Origin of the sequence: Pseudomonas fluorescens (assembly GCF_000968015.1) — a bacterium.
Lineage (GTDB): Bacteria > Pseudomonadota > Gammaproteobacteria > Pseudomonadales > Pseudomonadaceae > Aquipseudomonas > Aquipseudomonas fluorescens_W.
Genome location: NZ_LACH01000076.1, coordinates 36,653 through 54,591, shown reverse-complemented (window position 1 = coordinate 54,591; position 17,939 = coordinate 36,653). Strand labels below are relative to the sequence as shown.

The following is a 17,939-nucleotide window of genomic DNA, read 5'->3' as shown; positions in this document are numbered from 1 at the left end:
GGCAGGGAGATCGGGTTTACATGCCAGTATGGCTAATGGTTGGACTTTTACCGCATCGAAGAGTGGTCAATCGAATGCTTACGTCTCAGCGCGGCGAGCAGGAGCAGGAGCGACGAGGTTTTTTGACTGTGTATAGATGAGTATCGTATCGACACTTGCAGCCGACTCCGCCGAGCAGGCCAATCTGCTGGCGCTGAACGCGGCGATCGAGGCTGCCAGGGCGGGTGACCAGGGCCCTGGCCAAGCGCACGTCCGACTCCACGGGGGAAATTGACCAGTTGCTCAACACGTTTGGCAGCAAGACCCAGGAAGTTTCGCAGAAGATGGAAAGTTGCCTGGACCTGTCGCGTGTCAGTGTGTCCTCGATCGAGAGCGCACGTGACAGCTTTTAAGGCATCCAGTTGTCGGTCAATGAAATCAGGGATCAGAACCTGCAGATATCGCCAGCAGCAGAAGAGCAGCACAGGGTAGCCGAAGAGATCAATCGGCATATCCAGCAGATCTACGACGAGGCGCGGCTGGCCGAAAGCCTGGCCAGCTCTGCGCAAGAAGACTCAGGCCGGCTTTCGTACCGCTCCAATGAACTGAACGGGCTGGTGGGGCGCTTCAAGTCGTAGAGGCGGCCCGATGCGCTCGGCTATCGGTCCAGCAGAGGTGCCAGCAGTGCACACATGCCGCGCCAGTGCGAACCCTCCCAGTAAACCCGTTGGCAGGCGTCGCAGCGCACGAAGTGCGAATAGAGGATGCCAACGCGTGGCGGCACCTGCGACCGGGCCAGTTCCGGGCTGATCTCGTGCAGCGGCAGGTTGCAATGAAGGCACAGGCTGAATGGCCGCGCGCTACGCGCCAGGTCGAGGCGCTCGTATAACTCGCGCAGCTGCAGCGACGGTTTCAGGGCATGCACGTAACAGCCGTGGCTGATGATCCGCCGCTTGAGCAGTTCGCGGTCACGGGTTAGCACGATGCGTCCTTGCTGCGCAGCGATCTCGGCGATCTCGCCATCCTCGAAGCCATTGTCGTAGAGGGTGTCGAAGCCGCTCATGCGCAGCAGGTTGGCCAGCCCGCCCAGGTGCGCATCAGCGACGAAGCGCAGCACCCGTAAAGGTTGCGCACGAACCTTGAGCTGCGGGCTGATGTCCAGCGCTTCGAACTTGGGATACACCGCCAGCCGGTCACCGTCGAAAATCACCCGCTCGAAGCCCACCGACTCGCCGTTGAGCAGCACCAACTCGACCTCGGTGTGCGGTATCCCGAGCGCCTCGATCATGTGCTTGACCGTCGCTGCTCGCGCGCACTCACAAGTAAAGGACTGCCGCCGCCGTTCAGCCGGCAGGAAATCGTTGAGCTCTTCGTAGAAGCGGAAGGTTGCACTGGTCATGCTGAACAGTATGGCAGGGCTGCAAGGATGAGCGAGTCTAGTCCGAATGTCCGTTAATCATCCGGTGTCTTTAGCCCAATCAGGCGCGCCACTTTTTTACACGCTTGTGAATTTACTACCCAATTTCTTGACCGGAAACGGTGCATTTTCACGTCGGTAATTTATTGGAAATCAAATTGGCGCCAATATTGACTGGGTTTTTGTGAAATTGGTCTGATCCTTGCTCTAGGTCTTGCACACACTATTTGGGGGCAGGGCATGAGTTATCAATTTCCGTGTATCGAACTGAGTGGCGGGCCATTTGCCCGGGGTGTGCAGTACGGCAAAGCCTGTCCACAGATCATTGCTCGCAGCATTGAAATCTACGGTCAGCAACTGCTGGACATGGGTTATGACTGGGCCGGTATCAAGCGATTGGTCAATCAATTCATTCCCAATATCGAAGCGTTCGAGCCGCAGTACCTGGAAGAGATGCGGGGCATCGCGCAAGGCTCCGGTCACGACTTCGAGGCCATTGTGATGATCAATGCCCGTACCGAGATTATTCACCTGGGGCGGCGTTCGATGCAGGACAAACCGGAACTGGATGGCTGCACCGGCGCCATCGTCCTTCCTGGTGCCACCGCGAACAATGAAGTACTGCACGGCCAGAACTGGGACTGGCGCATGGAGTGCGCGGAGACTGGCGTGGTCCTGCATATTCGTCGTGACGACGGCCCGGATGTGCTGACGTTCACCGAAGCCGGTGGGCTGGCCCGCGCGGGCATGAACTCCATCGGCACGGCGATCACGGGCAACAACCTGGAATCGGATCGTGACTATCAAGCGCTTGGCGTGCCATTGCCGCTTATCCGCCGCAAGGCGCTGGAAGCCAATCATTTCGCCCTGTCGATGAAAGCCGTGGCGGTGACGCCAAAGTCGGGCTCGAACAACATGATGCTCAGTCATGCGGCCGGGTTTGGTATCAACTACGAATGTGCACCTGATGAAGTGTTCCCGCTGTACGAGGTCGACGATCTATTGGTGCACGCCAACCATTGGCGCAGCGCAGTGGCGCAGATCAAACTGAAGAACACCGGCATCGGTGGTGCACCCGAAAGCTTTTATCGCGATATCCGGGTCGAGAAACTGCTCAAGCCATTTCATGGCAGCCTGACGCTGGAACACCTGAAAAGCGCATTTTTCGATGATTTCGGCAAGCCATTTGCGGTCTGCCGACCACCACGTCCGAGCTCGAGTGGCGAGGACAATCTGTCCGCTACGGTGGCGATGATTCTGATGCGCCCAGCCAGTGGGTTCATGGAAGTTGCCTCCTTGCCGGCGATCAACCGTACATTTGGGCAGTACCGCCTCGAGATGGAATCCGATTACGCGCGGTACGCCACCTGGTAAGCATTGATCGGTTGCCTGCCTGAGCTCTGTCCGATTGAGCCCTGCCCGATTGAGGGCCGTATCAACATCGAGGAACCCACATGTTTCGTTTGATCATTCAGCGTCTGGCCATGGCGGTCCCGACGTTATTGCTGATCTCTATTGCGGTCTTCGCAATGATCCGGCTGATACCCGGTGACCCGGCGCTCTTGATGCTGGGCGACATGGCTGATCCGGCCAGTCTACTCAAGATGCGGCAGTCCCTCGGGCTGGATCAACCGATGATCGCGCAGTACCTGATCTGGCTCAAGGCAGTGTTCCATGGGGATCTGGGCTTTTCGATCACCAGTCACGAGGCCGTTTTGCCGCTGGTGCTTGAAAGGTTCAGCGTCAGTGTGACCATCGTTCTGACGTCGGTCGCGCTGGCGGCGGCGATTGCCGTTCCTCTGGGTATGTTGGCGGCGTGGAAACAGGACACGCTGGTTGACTTGGGACTGGTGACGGCCGCGACGTTGTTGCTGTCGATCCCCGGTTTCTGGATGGGCCTGTTGCTGCTGTATGTGTTTGGCCTGGAACTGGGCTGGTTGCCGGTGGTGGGGTATGTGCCGTTTTCGGCTGATTTCGGCAAAGCGCTGGCCTACATCATCTTGCCCGTGACAACGCTGGTGCTGCACGAAAGCGGCGTGATTATCCGGATGCAGAGGGCCAGCTCGATCGAAGTGTTGCGCCTGGACTACATCGCGCATGCCCGAGCCAAAGGCTTGTCGGAGCGCGCGGTGCTTTGGCGCCATACGTTGCGCAACGCCTTTGCACCCACCTGGACACTGATCGGCCTGATCCTCGGCAACTTGCTGGGTGGGATCGCCGTGATCGAAACGGTGTTCACCATTCCCGGCATCGGGCGCCTGATGGTCGACTCCATTTATGCACGTGATTACCCCGTACTGCAGGGCTGCCTGTTGCTCATTACGTTCGTCTACGTGTTGGTCAACCTGCTCGTAGATTTGATGTATCCGCTGTTCGATCCTCGGGTGAAAGCATGAAGATTTTAAGCGAAATTGCCGCGCCGCCGACCGCTGTGCCGAAGACCTCGGGGCACAAGCGTCCGCTCCCGTTCAACGCGCTGATCGGTGGCAGCCTGCTGGTGGTGCTGGTGCTGCTCGCGGTGGCCGGTATCGTCTGGACACCGTATGACCCGCTGCGTCTGGATCTGGCCAATCGATTCATGGCGCCGTCCTGGCCACACATTTTGGGGACTGATGAGTTCGGCCGCGATGTCTTCAGCCGCATCATCATCGGCGCTCGCACCAGCCTGTGGATCAGCCTGCTTACGGTGATATTGGCCATCAGCATCGGCACGCTGTTCGGTTTGCTCGCCGGTTACCTGCGCGGCTGGACGGACCGCCTGTTGATGATGGTCAACGATGCCTTGCTGGCATTCCCCGGGATGTTGCTGGCGCTGGGGTTGCTCGCGATTGTCGGCGCGAGTCAGTACGGCATCGTGCTGGCGCTGGGCCTGGCCTATATCCCCACCGTGGTTCGGGTGGTGCGCAGCACGGTGTTGTCGTTGCGTGAACGAGAGTTCATCGAAGCCTCCAGGGTCATTGGCAATAGCGAGCTGTACACGATGTGGCGGCATATCGCGCCGAACTGCGTGGCACCGTTGATTGTGCTGGCCACCAGCATGTTTGGCTGGGCGATTCTCTCGGAGAGCGCATTGAGCTTTCTCGGGTTGGGCGTTCCACCGCCTGCGGCCACGTGGGGAAACATGCTTGCCTCCAGCCGGCCGCACCTGGTCACGGCACCGTGGCTGGGCTTCTTCCCTGGCTTGATGATTTCCATTGCCTTGATCGGCATCAATCTTTTCGGTGACGCCCTGCGTGATCGCCTTGACCCCCGGATGAGTCGCTAATGGATACCGTCAAGCCTTTGCTTCGCGTCAGTAATCTTTGCATTCAGGTGGGAACCGAGGGTTCGCTTGCGGTTGACCACCTCAGTTTCGACATGGCCCCCGGCGAGATCGTAGCGCTGGTGGGTGAGTCCGGCAGTGGGAAGACGATGGCGGCGCGTGCTGTCATCGGGCTGTTGCCGCCGCCGATGCGCGTCGCATCCGGTCGTATCGAGTTTGCCGACACCGACCTGTGCACCTTGCCCTACGATCAGTTGCGTGATGTTCGTGGCTCGAAGATCGGGATGGTGTTTCAGGAGCCGATGGTCTCGCTCAACCCGACAATGACGATCGGTCAGCAGATGGCGGAAGGGTTGCGCCTGCACACCGATCTGGATGAAAAAACCATTCTCGCCCGGTCATTGGAGATGCTGCGCCGAATCGGCATGGATGATCCGCAACGCTGTTTGAACGCCTTTCCCCACGAGTTCTCCGGTGGCATGCGACAACGCATCATGCTGGCTTCGGTCATGTTGTTGCGTCCGGCGCTGTTGATCGCCGACGAGCCGACCACGGCCCTCGATACCCTGGCCCAGGCTGACGTCATCGAACTGATGCTCGAACTGACGCGGGAAGAGGGCACTGCGATCCTGTTCATCAGTCATGACTTGTCGCTGGTGGTGCGCCATGCCCACAAAGTCGTGGTGATGCGCAACGGCAAAGCGATCGAAAGCGGCCCCACCGAACAGATCCTGCTGGGCCCCAAGGCCGATTACACCCGGCAATTGCTCGAAGCGCTGCCCACCCGAGGCAACCTTGACAGCGCATCACGGGCCGCGCCGCTGATCGACATGCGCAACGTCACCATCGAGCACCCGGGGCGCCAGGGTTTCCTGTGGCGCGGTAAAGCCAAACGCGCGGTGGATGGGGTCAGTCTGCAAATCGCTGCGGGTGAAACGCTGGCGCTGGTTGGCGGCAGTGGGTCGGGTAAAACCACCCTTGGCCGTTCGGTCGTCGGGCTGGTCAATCCGATTGCTGGCGAGATCTTTTTCGATGGCGTGGACATCCTCAAAAGCGCCAACCGTGAGCATCGATTGCAATGCCAGATGATCTTTCAGGACCCGGTATCGTCCCTCGATCCGCGCGCCAGAATTTCTGAAATTCTCGCTGAACCGTTGCGCCATGTGCCGGGCCTCAGTCGCGAGCAACGTGCCGAGCGCGTGCGCACCATTCTGCAGGATGTCGGTCTGGACCCGCTCTTCGCCAACCGCTTCCCGCACCAGCTTTCAGGTGGTCAGCGGCAACGTGTGGCGATTGGTCGGGCGCTGATTCGTCACCCCAAACTGGTCATCGCCGACGAACCGATTTCCGCGCTCGACATGACCATTCAAAAGCAAATCCTGGCGTTGTTCGAGCGGCTGCAAAAGCAGTACGGCTTTGCGTGTCTGTTCATCTCGCATGACCTTGCGGCGGTAGAACGAATTGCCCATCGCGTGGCCGTCATGCAGCAAGGTCGATTGGTTGAAATTGGCACCACCGCACAAGTGTTCGACAACCCGCAACACGCCTTCACTCATCGACTGCTGGCTGCCGCCAATCCGTTGGTGCGGCTGGCCGATGGCAGTTATCAATTGCGCAGCAGTGCTGCTGTGTGAAGGACTTTAAGGCCGTCGTACCTGTGGCGGCGTGAACCTGTTTCCTCTTTATCAAGGACTCGCTTATGAATCGCTTTTTAGTAAACGCTTTGACGCTGAGCATGATGACCCTGATCGGTTGCGGAATCGCCCAGGCGCAAACCTTGCGTCTGGCAATGAACTCCGATATTCGCAGCCTGGACCCTGGCGTCAATCGTGATGACCGTTCCGATGCGGTCGTGCTGCACATGACCGAAGGGTTGGTGGCCTATGGGGAAAAGGGCGAAGTCAAACCGTTACTGGCACAGAAGATCGATGTCTCTGCCGATGGTCTGACCTACACCTTCACCTTGCGCCAAGGGGTGAAGTTCCATAACGGGGAGCCGTTGACCGCCGCCGACGTGTTATGGAGCTGGAACCGGGACATGGACCCCAAGACTCAGTGGCGTTGCCTGCCGGAGTTCGATGGCAGTGGCTTGACCAAGGTGACCAAGGTAACGGCACCGGATGACCATACCGTAGTGATGGAACTGGAAAAGCCCAGCGGTATGTTCCTCGCCACGCTGGCGCGTACCGATTGCGGCGGCACCGCGGTACTGAACAAAGCCTCGGTCAACGCTCAAGGTGAGTTCCTGGCGCCGATAGGCACTGGCCCTTATCAGTTAAGCGAGTGGAAGCGTGGGCAGTACGTCACGCTGACCAAATTCACTGGCTATCAGTCCTTGCCCGGCCCGCGCGATGGCTATACCGGCGGCAAGAGCGCGCTGACCCATGAAGTACGGTTTGTGATTATTCCCGATCAGGCGACGGTCAAGGCGGCGCTCTTTTCGGGCGACCTGGACATGGCAGAAGTCACCGAAACCGACCTGCCAGAGATCAAGACCCACGCAACGCTCAAGGTCTCGACAGACCCCAGCGCGACCATGAATGTGCTGATGTTCCAGACCCGGGATCCGTTGCTCAAGGACAAGCGCATTCGTCAAGCCATTGCCGCCGCCATCGATGTCAAACAACTGGTCGCGACGACGAGCAATGGCTTCGGTGTGCCTAACAACTCAATCATCAGCGTGGCCTCCAACTACTACGGTCCAAGCGAGCAACGCGGCTTCACCTACGACCCACAAAAGGCGGCGCAACTGCTCCAGGAGGCAGGCTATCGCGGCCAACCACTGACGATCGTCGCCAACAAACGCTCGATGGTTCCCAGTTACGACCTGGCCATTATTGCCCAGGCGATGCTTCAAGCAGTCGGCATTAACGCGCAGGTTGAAGTGATGGAGTGGGGCACTCAGCTTGAGCGTTACCAGGCCGGGCGTTATCAAGCCATGTCCTTCACCTATTCGGCACGCTTCGATCCGGCGCTGAGTTTCGAGCAGGTGACGGGTAACAAGGACAAAGAGTCGCGCAAGGTCTGGGAGGATCCTGTGGCGATTGAGTTGCTGAGCCAGGCACTGAAGGAAGGTGACGTCGCCAAGCGTCAGTCAATCTTCGATCAACTGCATGAGCGCTTCATCGATCAAGTGCCGATGATCGTCATGTACAACGGCCTGGACATCGTTGCGCTGAATCAGAACGTAGAGGGCTACGACGCCTGGATCGGGCAGAAGCCGCGCCTGTGGGGCGTCAGCATCAAGCCTTGAAACTCATTGCTCCAGTGGGGTTTGACGGATGTGCGCCGCGATCAGTCGCTTGAGTTGTTCGCGGTCACCCTTACGCAGGAGCTCAACGATCTGGAAGTGTTCGCGGCTCGACTGCTCGGCGCGCAGATGCGTACGCCAGGTGCCACCTGGAGACGAGGGGGGGCGGCTGCGAATTTCTTCGATGAACTCGATCATTACCCGGTTGGTGCACATGTCATAGATCCCGCGATGAAACTCGAGATTCGCGACGTAGCACTCTTGCATCGTCCCTTCGTTGACCAGGCGGCTGAAGCGCTGCGCGATGACGTCCAGCGCCTGCAAACGCTCCTCGGTGACCTGCATCTGATCGACGGCTGCACATTCGAGTGCGATGCGGACTTCGCGGGTATCCGACACCTGGGTCAAGTCAGGCGTGTGCACGTAGTAACCGCGATTGGGGATGTGTTCGACCATGTTTTTGAGGACCAACTGGTCCAGCGCACGACGGATGTCCAGTCGAGTACAGCCGTAGCGGTGTTCGAGATCGATCTGCTTGAGCCAGCTGCCGGTCGGAAGAACACCGGCATTAATGTCGTTTGAAATCAGCAGCACCAATTGGCTGCGATCAGTAGTTTTTTTGTTCAAAGGTGACTTCCACAAAACTGGGTAGTGGGTGTGTGAGTCGTCGACCGTGCATGACCCTGACCCGCTGTAGTTTTCAATAATGGCACAATTATCAACGAGGTTTCACAATGTTGAGCAACCCTCAAGACACCCCCGAATCGCGGCATCGCCAGATGTACTACCGAGGTAGCACGACCATTTTTTCGTGCCGTAAGGATCCGCGTTTTGCCTATTGTCTTTATGTTCCGCAAACCTTCGACCAAGCACCTCAAGGCCACCGTCTGCTGGTCGCGATCCATGGTACCGGGCGCACGATGGTCGAGTATCGGGACGCGTTCGCCGAGTTCGGGCGCTTCAATCGCTACATCATTCTCGCGCCGCTGTTTCCGGTAGGCCCACTGGGCGATGGCAACCCGCATGGTTTCAAATACCTTAAGGAAGGCGACATTCGTTATGACGAAGTCCTGCTGGCAATGGTCGATGAAGTCTGCGAGGCGCTCAGCACTTCGTTCGAGAAGTTTTCATTGTTTGGTTATTCGGGCGGTGGACACTTTGCGAACCGATTTTACTACCTGCACCCCGAACGTCTACGCTCCGTTTCTATCGGTGCACCGGGGTCGGTGACCTTGATCGATGAGGGGCGCGATTGGTGGGTGGGTACCGGAGGGATCGAGGCGATTTTCGGCAAGCGTCTGAATCTCGATGCGCTGCGTGAAGTCGATGTTCAACTGTTAGTGGGTGCCGCAGACCTGGAAACCTGGGAGATTCACTACGCACCCGGTTCAGTGCAATACATGGAAGGCATCAACGATGCCGGGCGTACAAGGGTGGAGCGCAACGCAACGCTCGCACGTAACCTTGAGGCCTATGACATACGTGTTCAGCAAGACATTGTTCCCAACACCGCCCACGCCGGAATATCGGTTGTGCCCTACGTCCAGGACTTTCTATTGCAACTAGGCGATTGATCAAAACGTCGTCGAGGCCACATCAATTTATGAGCACTGATTACCAGCAAACCTTTTATGAAACCACGGCCGACATCACCCCCTATCCCGCTCAATCGGGTCGCGTAGAGACTAAAGTGTGCATCCTCGGCGGTGGGCTGGCAGGCCTGTCGACCGCACTCGGGTTGGCGGAGCGAGGTATCAATGACGTCATCGTTCTGGAATCTCATAGCATCGGTCATGGGGCCTCGGGTCGTAACGGCGGCTTCGTCTTCGGAGGCTACAGCCTGGGAAACGCTGACCTTCTCGCCACCCTTGGCGTTGAAGAGGCGCAGCGCCTTTACCGGCTAACGCTTGATGCCGTTGAGTTGATCCGCAATCGCGTCAAACAATACGGTATCGATTGTGACCTGGTTGACCAGGGGGTGATTCTCGCCAATTGGTTCAACGACCCGGCAAGACTTGAAACACCGCGAAAACTCATGAGTGACGTCTACGGAGTTGATTGGGAATACATGCCGCCAGGCCAGTTAAAAGAGCTACTCAAGACTGAGCGCTATTTCGGCGGCCTGCTGGAGCGTAACGCCTTCCACTTTCATCCTCTCAAGTACGTGTACGGCATTGCTCGCACGGTGGCTGAATTCGGTGTGCGTATCCATGAACAATCATCCGCCCTGAATATCGAGAAGCGTGGAAAGAAATATGTTGTGCAAACCGAAGGCGGGGAAGTGCATGCCGAGCATGTCATCTTTTCCTGTGGCGGGTACGCGCGCGGCGTCTATCGCCCGGTCGAACGTGCTGTATTACCCATTGCCACCTATGTCGTAGCAACCGAACCTCTCGGGGCTCGCTTGAAAGAAGTTATTGACTGTGAATCAGCGGTCTACGACACGCGGTTCGCGTTTGATTACTACCGGCCGCTTCGCGACAGCAGAATTTTATGGGGAGGGCGGATTTCGGTGCTCAATCGGAGCCCGGAAGCGATCGCCAGTCTGCTCAAGACAGATCTTTTAAACGTCTATCCGCAACTGGAAGGTGTAGAAATCCAATATTCCTGGGGCGGGTTGATGAGTTACGGCCGGCATCAAATGGCCCAGATTGGCCAAGATGAAGCGGGCGTCTGGCACGCCGTTGGTTTTGGTGGTCATGGCATGGCGCCCACGACGGTGGCGGGCGAGGTTCTGGCTGACGCTATCGCCAAGTCGATTCCGATACCCGACGGTTTCCGCCAGTTCGGGTTGACCCGTACGTTTGGTCTGGCCGGTCTGGTCGCCGCGCAAATGACCTATACCGCATGCCAAGCGCGAGATGCTTTCGACGCTCTGCGCCTTAACAAGTAACGGCAACAACCGGGTTAAAAAGGTATTCGCCGAACACGGTCACGTCATGCGGCTTCAGCAACTAAGCCCCTTGCCAGTCGTTAGTCAACGGCAGGGGACTCGTTTCAAGCAACTTGAAATAGTCGGGGATATCGGGATCAGTGAATGTGTTTCTTGACGAAGGTAGCTGTCGTCGAAATCAGCTCGTCGATCTGCTTCTCGTCTTTGCTCATGTTGAAGGCGTGATCCATGGGCCGGACAAGCAGCTCATGTTCTCCGGGATGATAGCGGATAAAGCTTTTTCCGAGGGTTGGCTGCGGAGAAACGATGTTGTCGTTAGTGCCGACGGCGACGAGCAGTGGGCCCTTGTACTGGGTGATCTCGGCGGCGGCATCGAGGGTCATCAAGCTGACAAAGAACGCGGATTTAAGCTTGACCTCGCCACCACCAGGAACTGCCAGTGCGACGGGGGTGTCACCGCTTCGCAACGCTTCCTTGATCTTCTCGGAGCCCCATAACAGCGGGAAAGCGGCTCCCATATTGGTCGCGGGGTTCCAGAGTGCGACCGCGTCGAGTTTATGCGGGGTCCGTCCTGCTACAGCAGCACCAATTGCTCCGCCCATGCTCCATCCAACAAGCGCCATGCGGTTGGCGTCAACGCGCCCGGACTTGGCCAGAAAGTCGAGCGCAGCCAGCCCATCCTCAACATACGTATCGAGTGTGCCGTCGGTCTTGGCACCCTCACTGTCGCCATCAAAACGGTAATCGATGCGCAGGCTGGCAATGCCTTGTCCGGCCCAAAGACGCGCAGCACGGGCGTAGATTCCTTCATTGACGGCCGGAATGATCCCCTCATCCCTACTGCCCCCGAAACTGTGAAGCAACAGAATTACCGGGGGCTTCTTAACGCCGTCGGGCAGGTTCAGAGTGCCGACGACGTTCATTCCGTCAACGGAAAAACTGACTTTTTCTTCAGCCGCAGACGCGAAATACGGGGCTGTAACCAGGCTTGCGAGAAGCACTATACGGGTCAAAAAAGTAGGCATAGGGGATCCTTGGCTAGACGGGTAAAAGTTTAACTATTGGGCCTGGGGGCATCGTCCGAAGATGCAGTCGGGGCTCCGAGCAGTCCCATGGACGGCACAAATGCAGCTCCGACCGCTTATGGCCGGATTGCTTCCTGTCGTGCAGGGCCGCAATCGACTGTGGATTCAACCGACCGATGTAACAGATTGGCTAGCCACTTTCTTGGCAAATCTCTTACCAAAAGCAATCCACCATTTTTCGTAATAGAAAGTCGAGATATGTGCGGTGATAAAAATGGCGGCGAACAACAAAGGGCGCTTCAAGTATTTTATGACGGTATCTCCGCTACCCAGCCAAGTATGTATTAGCATCGGATGAACAACGTAGAGCGCGTACGAGATGGTGGCAATATAAAATAAAGCACGATTGTTCAGAAGCAGGGCAACTCGTGTCCGGCTATTGAGTAATGTGCTCCCCACCATTGCTGCGGCAAGATAGGGGCGGAAGTAGTTCATGAAGCCCGCATCGGGATGGCAGGACAAGACAAACAGGAGGAATAAAAATATTTGAGTGGTTGCCGTTTGTGTCGGAAGTTTGGCAAGGATGTTGCCCAGTCTATTGTTGTATATCAGTGCAAGTATGCATCCGGAAAGTATTTCATCAATGCGGTAATAAGTGTTGATTGCGACATGGACATCATTCATGACTCGATACATCGTGACAGCGATGCAGAGACAAGGGATTAGCATTACCCACTTGTTTCTCATCAGAACGACCAGCCAAGCGATGGCGAAATAAAACTGGACCTCCATGCACAAACTCCAAAGGTGGCCGTTTACACTGCCAAGCCACATAGGCGGCCAGTTGGCAACGAACAGAAAGTTTGCGATGTAGACATCCGGAGTGCTGTTCATGACAGGCAAAGCAATGAGCATGTACAACCAGGCGAGCGGCACAACCCGAAAGATTCTGCGGATTAAAAAATCAACGACGCTGCTGTTGTTGAGCAGAAAGTTTGTTATCAGGAAACCCGATAGCGTAAAAAATATAGCCATTCCCATAACGCCTGCGGCGGCATTAAATTGCCAAGGCTTTGGGCCAAGTGGTAGCAGGTGGCACGCCAGGACAAGCAAGATGCTTATGCCGCGCCATCCATCAAGTACGCTGAATCGAGAACCCTCTCCGGAAATACTATTCATATTTGCATCCCGCTGTTGGGTCGATAGAGGGCATTCGATAAAGGCAATGCTGCGTCTGAAGACTGTCTGAATTCATATAAAAACCCAGTAGTTACAGCGGTGAGCAATTCATGAAGTCAGACCATTTAAGCCTGTAGTCTAGGACACCTTTTGCGCTTTACACTTCACGCCATGAAAAAATTCCAGTCGCGAGGAATTCGCTAAATGACTGGGTTTTTGACGTTGCTTGGTAGCATCGCGCTAAGGAAACGCGCACTTTTTGATAGGTGCCCTGACCGGTGGCTTTGGGCTGTGGATTCAATCGGTCGATTTCTGCCGGTACGGCATGAGACTCAATACTTGGATTTTTTGACCCGGGCGTTTTTAATCATCACCTCGAGTTGGGCGATCATTTCATCAGGGTCAATTTCAGTCATTTCACCGCACGATGCCGCAATGATCATTTCAGCGAATTCGGGACTGTATTCCGACTGGTAAGCGGGAGCTGCGTGATCGACGGTCGATACCACCCACTGGTCATTCACCTCCAGACCGATAATGTGGTTTCTTTCCTGTAGAGCGAAGAGGGCAGTCTGGAACTGTTCGTCCGTCATTTCTGGGAGACGTTGCGCCACCTCAGCCTGAAGGGCTCTCACGCAAACCCCATGACTTGCGAGACTCATGATCAAAACTTGCACGTTACTCAATGATTCCATCATTTGATTTCCTAATCCGAAGGTGGTCCCCGGTGCTCCCGAGGACCAGTCAGGCGACAGTCGTCAGGTCACTGCCCCAAATCGTAGCCAATCATGAACAACGCAGCTTCCAGTGCACGGAGAGAATCTTTAGGTTCGACGATTCCGTGGAAACTGCAGCCTGAGGCCTTGGGATGCGCCAGGACCGCGGCAAGCGTCCAGCTGGCGCGTATGTTCCAAAGGGCATGGTGTGAACCCGAGCGCAAGCGTTTGAATTTGTAAGGACCTGCACTTGGGTCCCGACGCTTTGGCAACACAGCTGATTGAGCCTCCTTTGCGGCCGCCCATGGGAAACAGAGAGCACTTGGAACGCTAGCCAGACTTTTCGCATCGCAGTATTTGACGATGAGCCATCCCAAGCTTGCCGCCACGCGGCTGTCGTAGATCACGAAGTCATCGCACAGCAGCGAGTAAACCTTGGTCATTCCGGAGTTAAAACGCAGTTGGTCGCAACGCAGTGCAGGCGCTTCAGGATCGCCGGCATTGATGGCGGCCTGAACTGCTTGTAGCGATCGCGCCAACCCTGCCTCGTTCAGCTTTAACCATTCATTGTTTCGAGCAGTCACGCCGCCCCATGCCATGACATCCGACGTTGCTTTCACCACTTTCGAATCGTCAGTGCCGGCGGCGGCCAAGTCCGCCTTCAATGCAGCCAATGCCGTTGCGTTACTTAAGAACGTCGATCCTGGGTTGAAGGCCAAACGGTGGTTGCCCGGGTGGTTCCATTGATACTTTTCGAAAGCGTTGAACAAACTTGTGCAGTTCCATTCTTTCCCGCTACGGCGATCAATATAAGCATGCTGAAAAAGGGAAGTATCCAGCTCCGTGGCCATCCAATGGACGAAACCAGCGACATGGAAATCGGCAAGATAGGTTGAACGCTTCATGGACATGCTCCTGTGGGCTGACGGTTAAGTTGGTGTTTTCCTTGCCAGCCCGAGCATCATTCCACACACTCAGGACACTTTTTGTCCTGGACGTAACCATGGTCTCTTTTTACGAGCGTCGAGATTATCTGCGTGACATCTTACAGCGGCATGGCACTGCTTTGCCGACGTCTCAAGTTCATGAAGCGATGTGTGCCTGCTTAGGTAACGTTGATCATCCATTCAAAACAACACAGCGCGACCTTCTAAAGCTCGAGGCCGATGGCTACATAAAATGTCAACGCCGAGGTGCTGCCAAGCACTTACTCTATTGGTCGTCGACCGGAGCCAATTTTAATTTGACGCTCTCGCCAACGGAGGCGATGACACTGTCGACCATTTTCGATCATGCGGATCGGTTTGGTCTCAAGACACATACCCAAAAGCTTTCGCCACTGCGGCGTCATGCACTTCGTGTCATGAACGACTACTCAAAACGACAGCTGGATTGGGAAAAGCGAATAACCACCGGAACTCGGTTTACGGTCCTGATCCCCGGGGAGTACGACTTAACCCATCTGACCAAAATCCAGGAGGCCATATTCGAAAACCAGCCACTGGAAGTGACGTATCAGCCCCGGGATGTGGGTGACATCCAGTGTGTCTATCAACTCAAACCGTTGGGCCTGTCTCACCAGGATTCAAACACCTATTTGTCTGCACTGGTGCAGGAAGAGGAGTGGCCTCTTGGTCAAACTCCAGAGCCGGACGCACCCCGTGGGAAGTACAGCAGCAATGGCCCCAACAAGTTGTGTGCGTTGATGCTTCATCGAATCTTAAAAGTGGAACCTGGTAAACGCGAAATCGCCGACCCTGAAGGCTACGACATCAATTCGATCGATGCGCAGCAGCACCTCATGACAATCCACTCACCGGTCCCCGTAAATGTCAGCTTGCGCCTGAGTGACAACCTGCATAACCGGCTTTCTGAAAATCCACTCTCGCACGACCAGATCCTGGTCGCCGAGGCCGGGAGCTGGATATTGAACTGCCGGATGCTCGACACTCAGGGGCTGCGCCTTTTTTTGCTCAGCAATGCCGCCGACATCGAAGTCCTATCGCCCATCGAATTAAGAAATCACGTTCAGGGCGTCCTGGAGCGGGCAGTCGGTATGTACAAGGCCGGCCCGATTTAACCTCCCTCGGCGTTTTTACAGACTCTCAGCCGATAACAGCCTGTCACGAAGGGCGGCAATCAACCCTTTGTCGCCTCCCCACTGATCACACCGTTTAGCGTCTCTACTTCTAGTCAGGCTTGTACATACAGAGGGGAGCGCGCGATGAGCAACGAACAGGCGGCACCTGAGACGAAAGGCGTTACGGTGACGTTACTTGCAGCCATTGACCTGGGGCCTGAGATCGAGGGTATGGCAGGGCGCCAACTTAGAATGCGCAGGGTGACCATCGAGCCTGGAGGCGTCTTCGGGCCGACTCACAACCATATAGACAGACCCGGCACCGTCTACATTCTGCAAGGAACGATCACTGACCATCGAAATGGCGTCGCCACGGATTATGGGCCGGGAGTGGGCTGGCCCGAGGACAGGAACACCACTCACTGGCTTGAAAACAGAGGCACGATTGCGGCGGTGGAGATCTCGGTCGATATTGTCAGGCAAGAGTAAGCTCAGGACCAAAACAAGGCGATACCTTGATCGTCCAGCGCCATTTGCACGAGCAAGCTGTAGGCGTTGCTGCTGAAGTAGTAGGGGTTTTCCGAGGCCGGGATCTGTAGGTCATGGGACTGGAAAGCGAACCACACATTCCAGTCGACCTGTTCTGACAGTTGGGAACGTCCATAAGGGTTCGGGTCCAGCAGTACGTTGTTGCAAATGCCCTCCAGGGTTTTCAGTTCTGGATGAGCCTCCAGATAACGAGGCGTGCACACGGGATAGACGACTTCATTGAACAAGGGGGGGCGCCGCCGCCCGGGTGACGCACAACGCCTCGGCGGCCCGGCTGGAGTTCCGATACTTGGCGGCGGCCACGAAGGATCTCATGGCCTTGAAGGACGGCATTGAGAGCAGGGTCTGATCAGGCTGGGAGCTTTTAGCCATAACAAAAACTACCTGTTTTCTCGAAAAAAAAGTCGGTTCTGCCCATCGGGCTCCGGGTCCACACTCTACCGCACGATGGGCTGCGGACCACGGCCAATCGAACCCGCGCCGCGAACACAAAAACAAGGAGACGACATGCCGTACCAATCAGGAAGGGAAGCGTTCATGCAAGGTGTCCGGGCGCTCATTCCATTGAGTCCCGGTGTCGTTCCTTTCGGTTTATTGACGGGGGTCATGGCGATCAACATGGGCATGTCGCCCGGCACGACCATGGGCATGACGCTGCTGTTCTACTCTGGGTCCGCTCAGATGGTTGCACTGCAACTGCTCCATACGGGCGTTGTGCCGCTGGCGATCGTGGTGACTGCCTTGGTCATCAACTTGCGCTTCATCATGTACAGCGCCTCATTGGCCCCCCATCTGCACCACTTGCCCCGACGCTGGACGTGGCCGCTGTCCTACATGCTTTCTGACCAGTCCTACGCACTGTGCAGTCTCAAGCTTTCCTCTGGCGAGCTGGGTCAATTCGCACACCACTACTATGCCGGCACCGCCTCTGCCATGTGGCTGTCGTGGCAATTGTCGGTATTGGCGGGCATTTATCTGGGCGCAAGCATCCCCGAGACCTGGTCGTTGAGCTTTGCCATCCCCCTTTCGTTTCTGGCACTTCTGGTGCCCGGCATCCGTAGCGCGGCGAGCCTGGCCGCCGCCTCGGTCGGCGGGATGATCGCCGTGTTGGCGGTCAATATGCCCTATAACCTTGGGCTGATAACTGCTTCCATCGGCGGGGTCATGGCGGGTCTGTTGATCGAGAGTGTTCGCAAACGGCCATTGAGCGATGCGCTGATCCATGATGTCGAGAAGGAGACACCATGAGTGATCTAGCCTTGTGGGGGATGTTCCTGGCGGCCGGTTTGGGAACGTTCGCGATGCGTCTTTCTTTTGTCGAACTGTATGGCCGGTTGCGCATCCCGTCAGTGCTGAGTCGGGCCTTGCTTTACGTACCGGCGAGTGTGCTGGCGGCCCTTGTGCTGCCCGCCGTGGTGTACCCCAACGGGCAGGGTGAGTTCGTGTTGAACAACCCCCAGATACCCGCCGCCATTATTGCGGCGTGGGTCGCCTGGCAGACTCGCAATACGGTCCTGACGCTGGCGGTCGGTATGGGAGGGCTGTGGCTATTCAAGTGTTTCGGTGTGTAATGAATCAATGAGCAGCCG

Annotated in this window: 18 protein-coding genes and 1 pseudogene; 12 read left to right on the top strand and 7 right to left on the bottom strand. The window is 56.6% G+C overall.

The features are described 5' to 3' along the window. Window positions 1-166: 166 nt before the first annotated feature. Window positions 167-617: pseudogene (locus VD17_RS33230) on the top strand (methyl-accepting chemotaxis protein); the annotation flags it as partial. Window positions 618-637: 20 nt separating this feature from the next. Here VD17_RS33230 and VD17_RS28825 read toward each other — a convergent pair. Further along, entirely contained in the window at window positions 638-1,378 is a 741-nt protein-coding gene (locus VD17_RS28825; RefSeq protein WP_046056800.1) for a Mut7-C RNAse domain-containing protein, read from the bottom strand. 258 nt (window positions 1,379-1,636) lie between these two features. Between VD17_RS28825 and VD17_RS28820 the strand changes: the two genes are divergently transcribed. From VD17_RS28820 to VD17_RS28800, 5 genes are all read left to right on the top strand, one after another. Then, window positions 1,637-2,770, top strand: a complete 1,134-nt coding sequence (locus tag VD17_RS28820) for a C45 family autoproteolytic acyltransferase/hydolase (protein ID WP_046056799.1) — start codon at window positions 1,637-1,639, stop codon at window positions 2,768-2,770. Window positions 2,771-2,850: 80 nt separating this feature from the next. Further along, the gene (locus tag VD17_RS28815) at window positions 2,851-3,792 is read left to right on the top strand and encodes an ABC transporter permease (protein WP_046056798.1); all 942 of its coding nucleotides are present in this window, start codon (window positions 2,851-2,853) and stop codon (window positions 3,790-3,792) included. Continuing rightward, complete coding sequence (locus VD17_RS28810) at window positions 3,789-4,661, top strand: ABC transporter permease (protein WP_080932093.1); 873 nt, start codon at window positions 3,789-3,791, stop codon at window positions 4,659-4,661. Before VD17_RS28815 ends, VD17_RS28810 begins: the two co-directional genes overlap by 4 nt. After that, a complete protein-coding gene (locus tag VD17_RS28805; protein ID WP_046056797.1) occupies window positions 4,661-6,292 on the top strand; it encodes an ABC transporter ATP-binding protein in 1,632 nt (543 codons plus the stop codon). Before VD17_RS28810 ends, VD17_RS28805 begins: the two co-directional genes overlap by 1 nt. Window positions 6,293-6,357: 65 nt before the next feature. Further along, entirely contained in the window at window positions 6,358-7,911 is a 1,554-nt protein-coding gene (locus VD17_RS28800; protein ID WP_046056796.1) for an ABC transporter substrate-binding protein, read from the top strand. 3 nt (window positions 7,912-7,914) lie between these two features. On the opposite strand, the gene VD17_RS28795 is transcribed toward VD17_RS28800, so the two are convergent. Next, window positions 7,915-8,535, bottom strand: coding sequence for a GntR family transcriptional regulator (locus VD17_RS28795; protein WP_046056795.1), 621 nt, complete (start codon window positions 8,533-8,535; stop codon window positions 7,915-7,917). A 107-nt stretch (window positions 8,536-8,642) separates the two neighbouring features. Between VD17_RS28795 and VD17_RS28790 the strand changes: the two genes are divergently transcribed. Together VD17_RS28790 and VD17_RS28785 are read left to right on the top strand one after the other, a co-directional pair. After that, entirely contained in the window at window positions 8,643-9,482 is an 840-nt protein-coding gene (locus tag VD17_RS28790) for an alpha/beta fold hydrolase (protein ID WP_046056794.1), read from the top strand. A gap of 29 nt (window positions 9,483-9,511) precedes the next feature. Next, window positions 9,512-10,801 (top strand): NAD(P)/FAD-dependent oxidoreductase, encoded by a 1,290-nt coding sequence (locus tag VD17_RS28785; protein WP_046056793.1) that lies wholly within the window; start codon window positions 9,512-9,514, stop codon window positions 10,799-10,801. A gap of 137 nt (window positions 10,802-10,938) precedes the next feature. Here VD17_RS28785 and VD17_RS28780 read toward each other — a convergent pair whose 3' ends face one another. From VD17_RS28780 to VD17_RS28765, 4 genes are all read right to left on the bottom strand, one after another. Continuing rightward, a complete protein-coding gene (locus VD17_RS28780) occupies window positions 10,939-11,826 on the bottom strand; it encodes an alpha/beta hydrolase family protein (protein WP_046056792.1) in 888 nt (295 codons plus the stop codon). Window positions 11,827-11,991: 165 nt separating this feature from the next. After that, window positions 11,992-13,005: an acyltransferase family protein gene (locus VD17_RS28775; RefSeq protein ID WP_046056791.1), complete on the bottom strand. Its 1,014-nt coding sequence runs from the start codon at window positions 13,003-13,005 to the stop codon at window positions 11,992-11,994. Between the two features lie 332 nt (window positions 13,006-13,337). Next, a complete protein-coding gene (locus VD17_RS28770; protein ID WP_052962771.1) occupies window positions 13,338-13,703 on the bottom strand; it encodes a hypothetical protein in 366 nt (121 codons plus the stop codon). 65 nt (window positions 13,704-13,768) lie between these two features. Next, window positions 13,769-14,626, bottom strand: a complete 858-nt coding sequence (locus VD17_RS28765) for a hypothetical protein (RefSeq protein WP_046056790.1) — start codon at window positions 14,624-14,626, stop codon at window positions 13,769-13,771. 98 nt (window positions 14,627-14,724) lie between these two features. On the opposite strand from VD17_RS28765, the gene VD17_RS28760 reads away from it, so the two are divergent. Together VD17_RS28760 and VD17_RS28755 are read left to right on the top strand one after the other, a co-directional pair. Further along, the gene (locus VD17_RS28760; RefSeq protein WP_046056789.1) at window positions 14,725-15,801 is read left to right on the top strand and encodes a helix-turn-helix transcriptional regulator; all 1,077 of its coding nucleotides are present in this window, start codon (window positions 14,725-14,727) and stop codon (window positions 15,799-15,801) included. Window positions 15,802-15,945: 144 nt separating this feature from the next. Then, complete coding sequence (locus tag VD17_RS28755) at window positions 15,946-16,290, top strand: cupin domain-containing protein (RefSeq protein ID WP_046056788.1); 345 nt, start codon at window positions 15,946-15,948, stop codon at window positions 16,288-16,290. Between the two features lie 2 nt (window positions 16,291-16,292). Here VD17_RS28755 and VD17_RS28750 read toward each other — a convergent pair whose 3' ends face one another. Next, window positions 16,293-16,577 carry a hypothetical protein gene (locus VD17_RS28750; RefSeq protein WP_259674607.1) on the bottom strand — a complete coding sequence of 95 codons (285 nt, stop codon included), beginning with the start codon at window positions 16,575-16,577 and terminating at the stop codon, window positions 16,293-16,295. Between the two features lie 280 nt (window positions 16,578-16,857). On the opposite strand from VD17_RS28750, the gene VD17_RS28745 reads away from it, so the two are divergent. Both VD17_RS28745 and VD17_RS28740 read left to right on the top strand, forming a co-directional pair. After that, complete coding sequence (locus tag VD17_RS28745) at window positions 16,858-17,598, top strand: AzlC family ABC transporter permease (RefSeq protein ID WP_046056787.1); 741 nt, start codon at window positions 16,858-16,860, stop codon at window positions 17,596-17,598. Then, window positions 17,595-17,921, top strand: coding sequence for an AzlD domain-containing protein (locus tag VD17_RS28740; protein WP_046056786.1), 327 nt, complete (start codon window positions 17,595-17,597; stop codon window positions 17,919-17,921). The genes VD17_RS28745 and VD17_RS28740 overlap by 4 nt, the downstream gene beginning before the upstream one ends. Window positions 17,922-17,939: the final 18 nt, after the last annotated feature.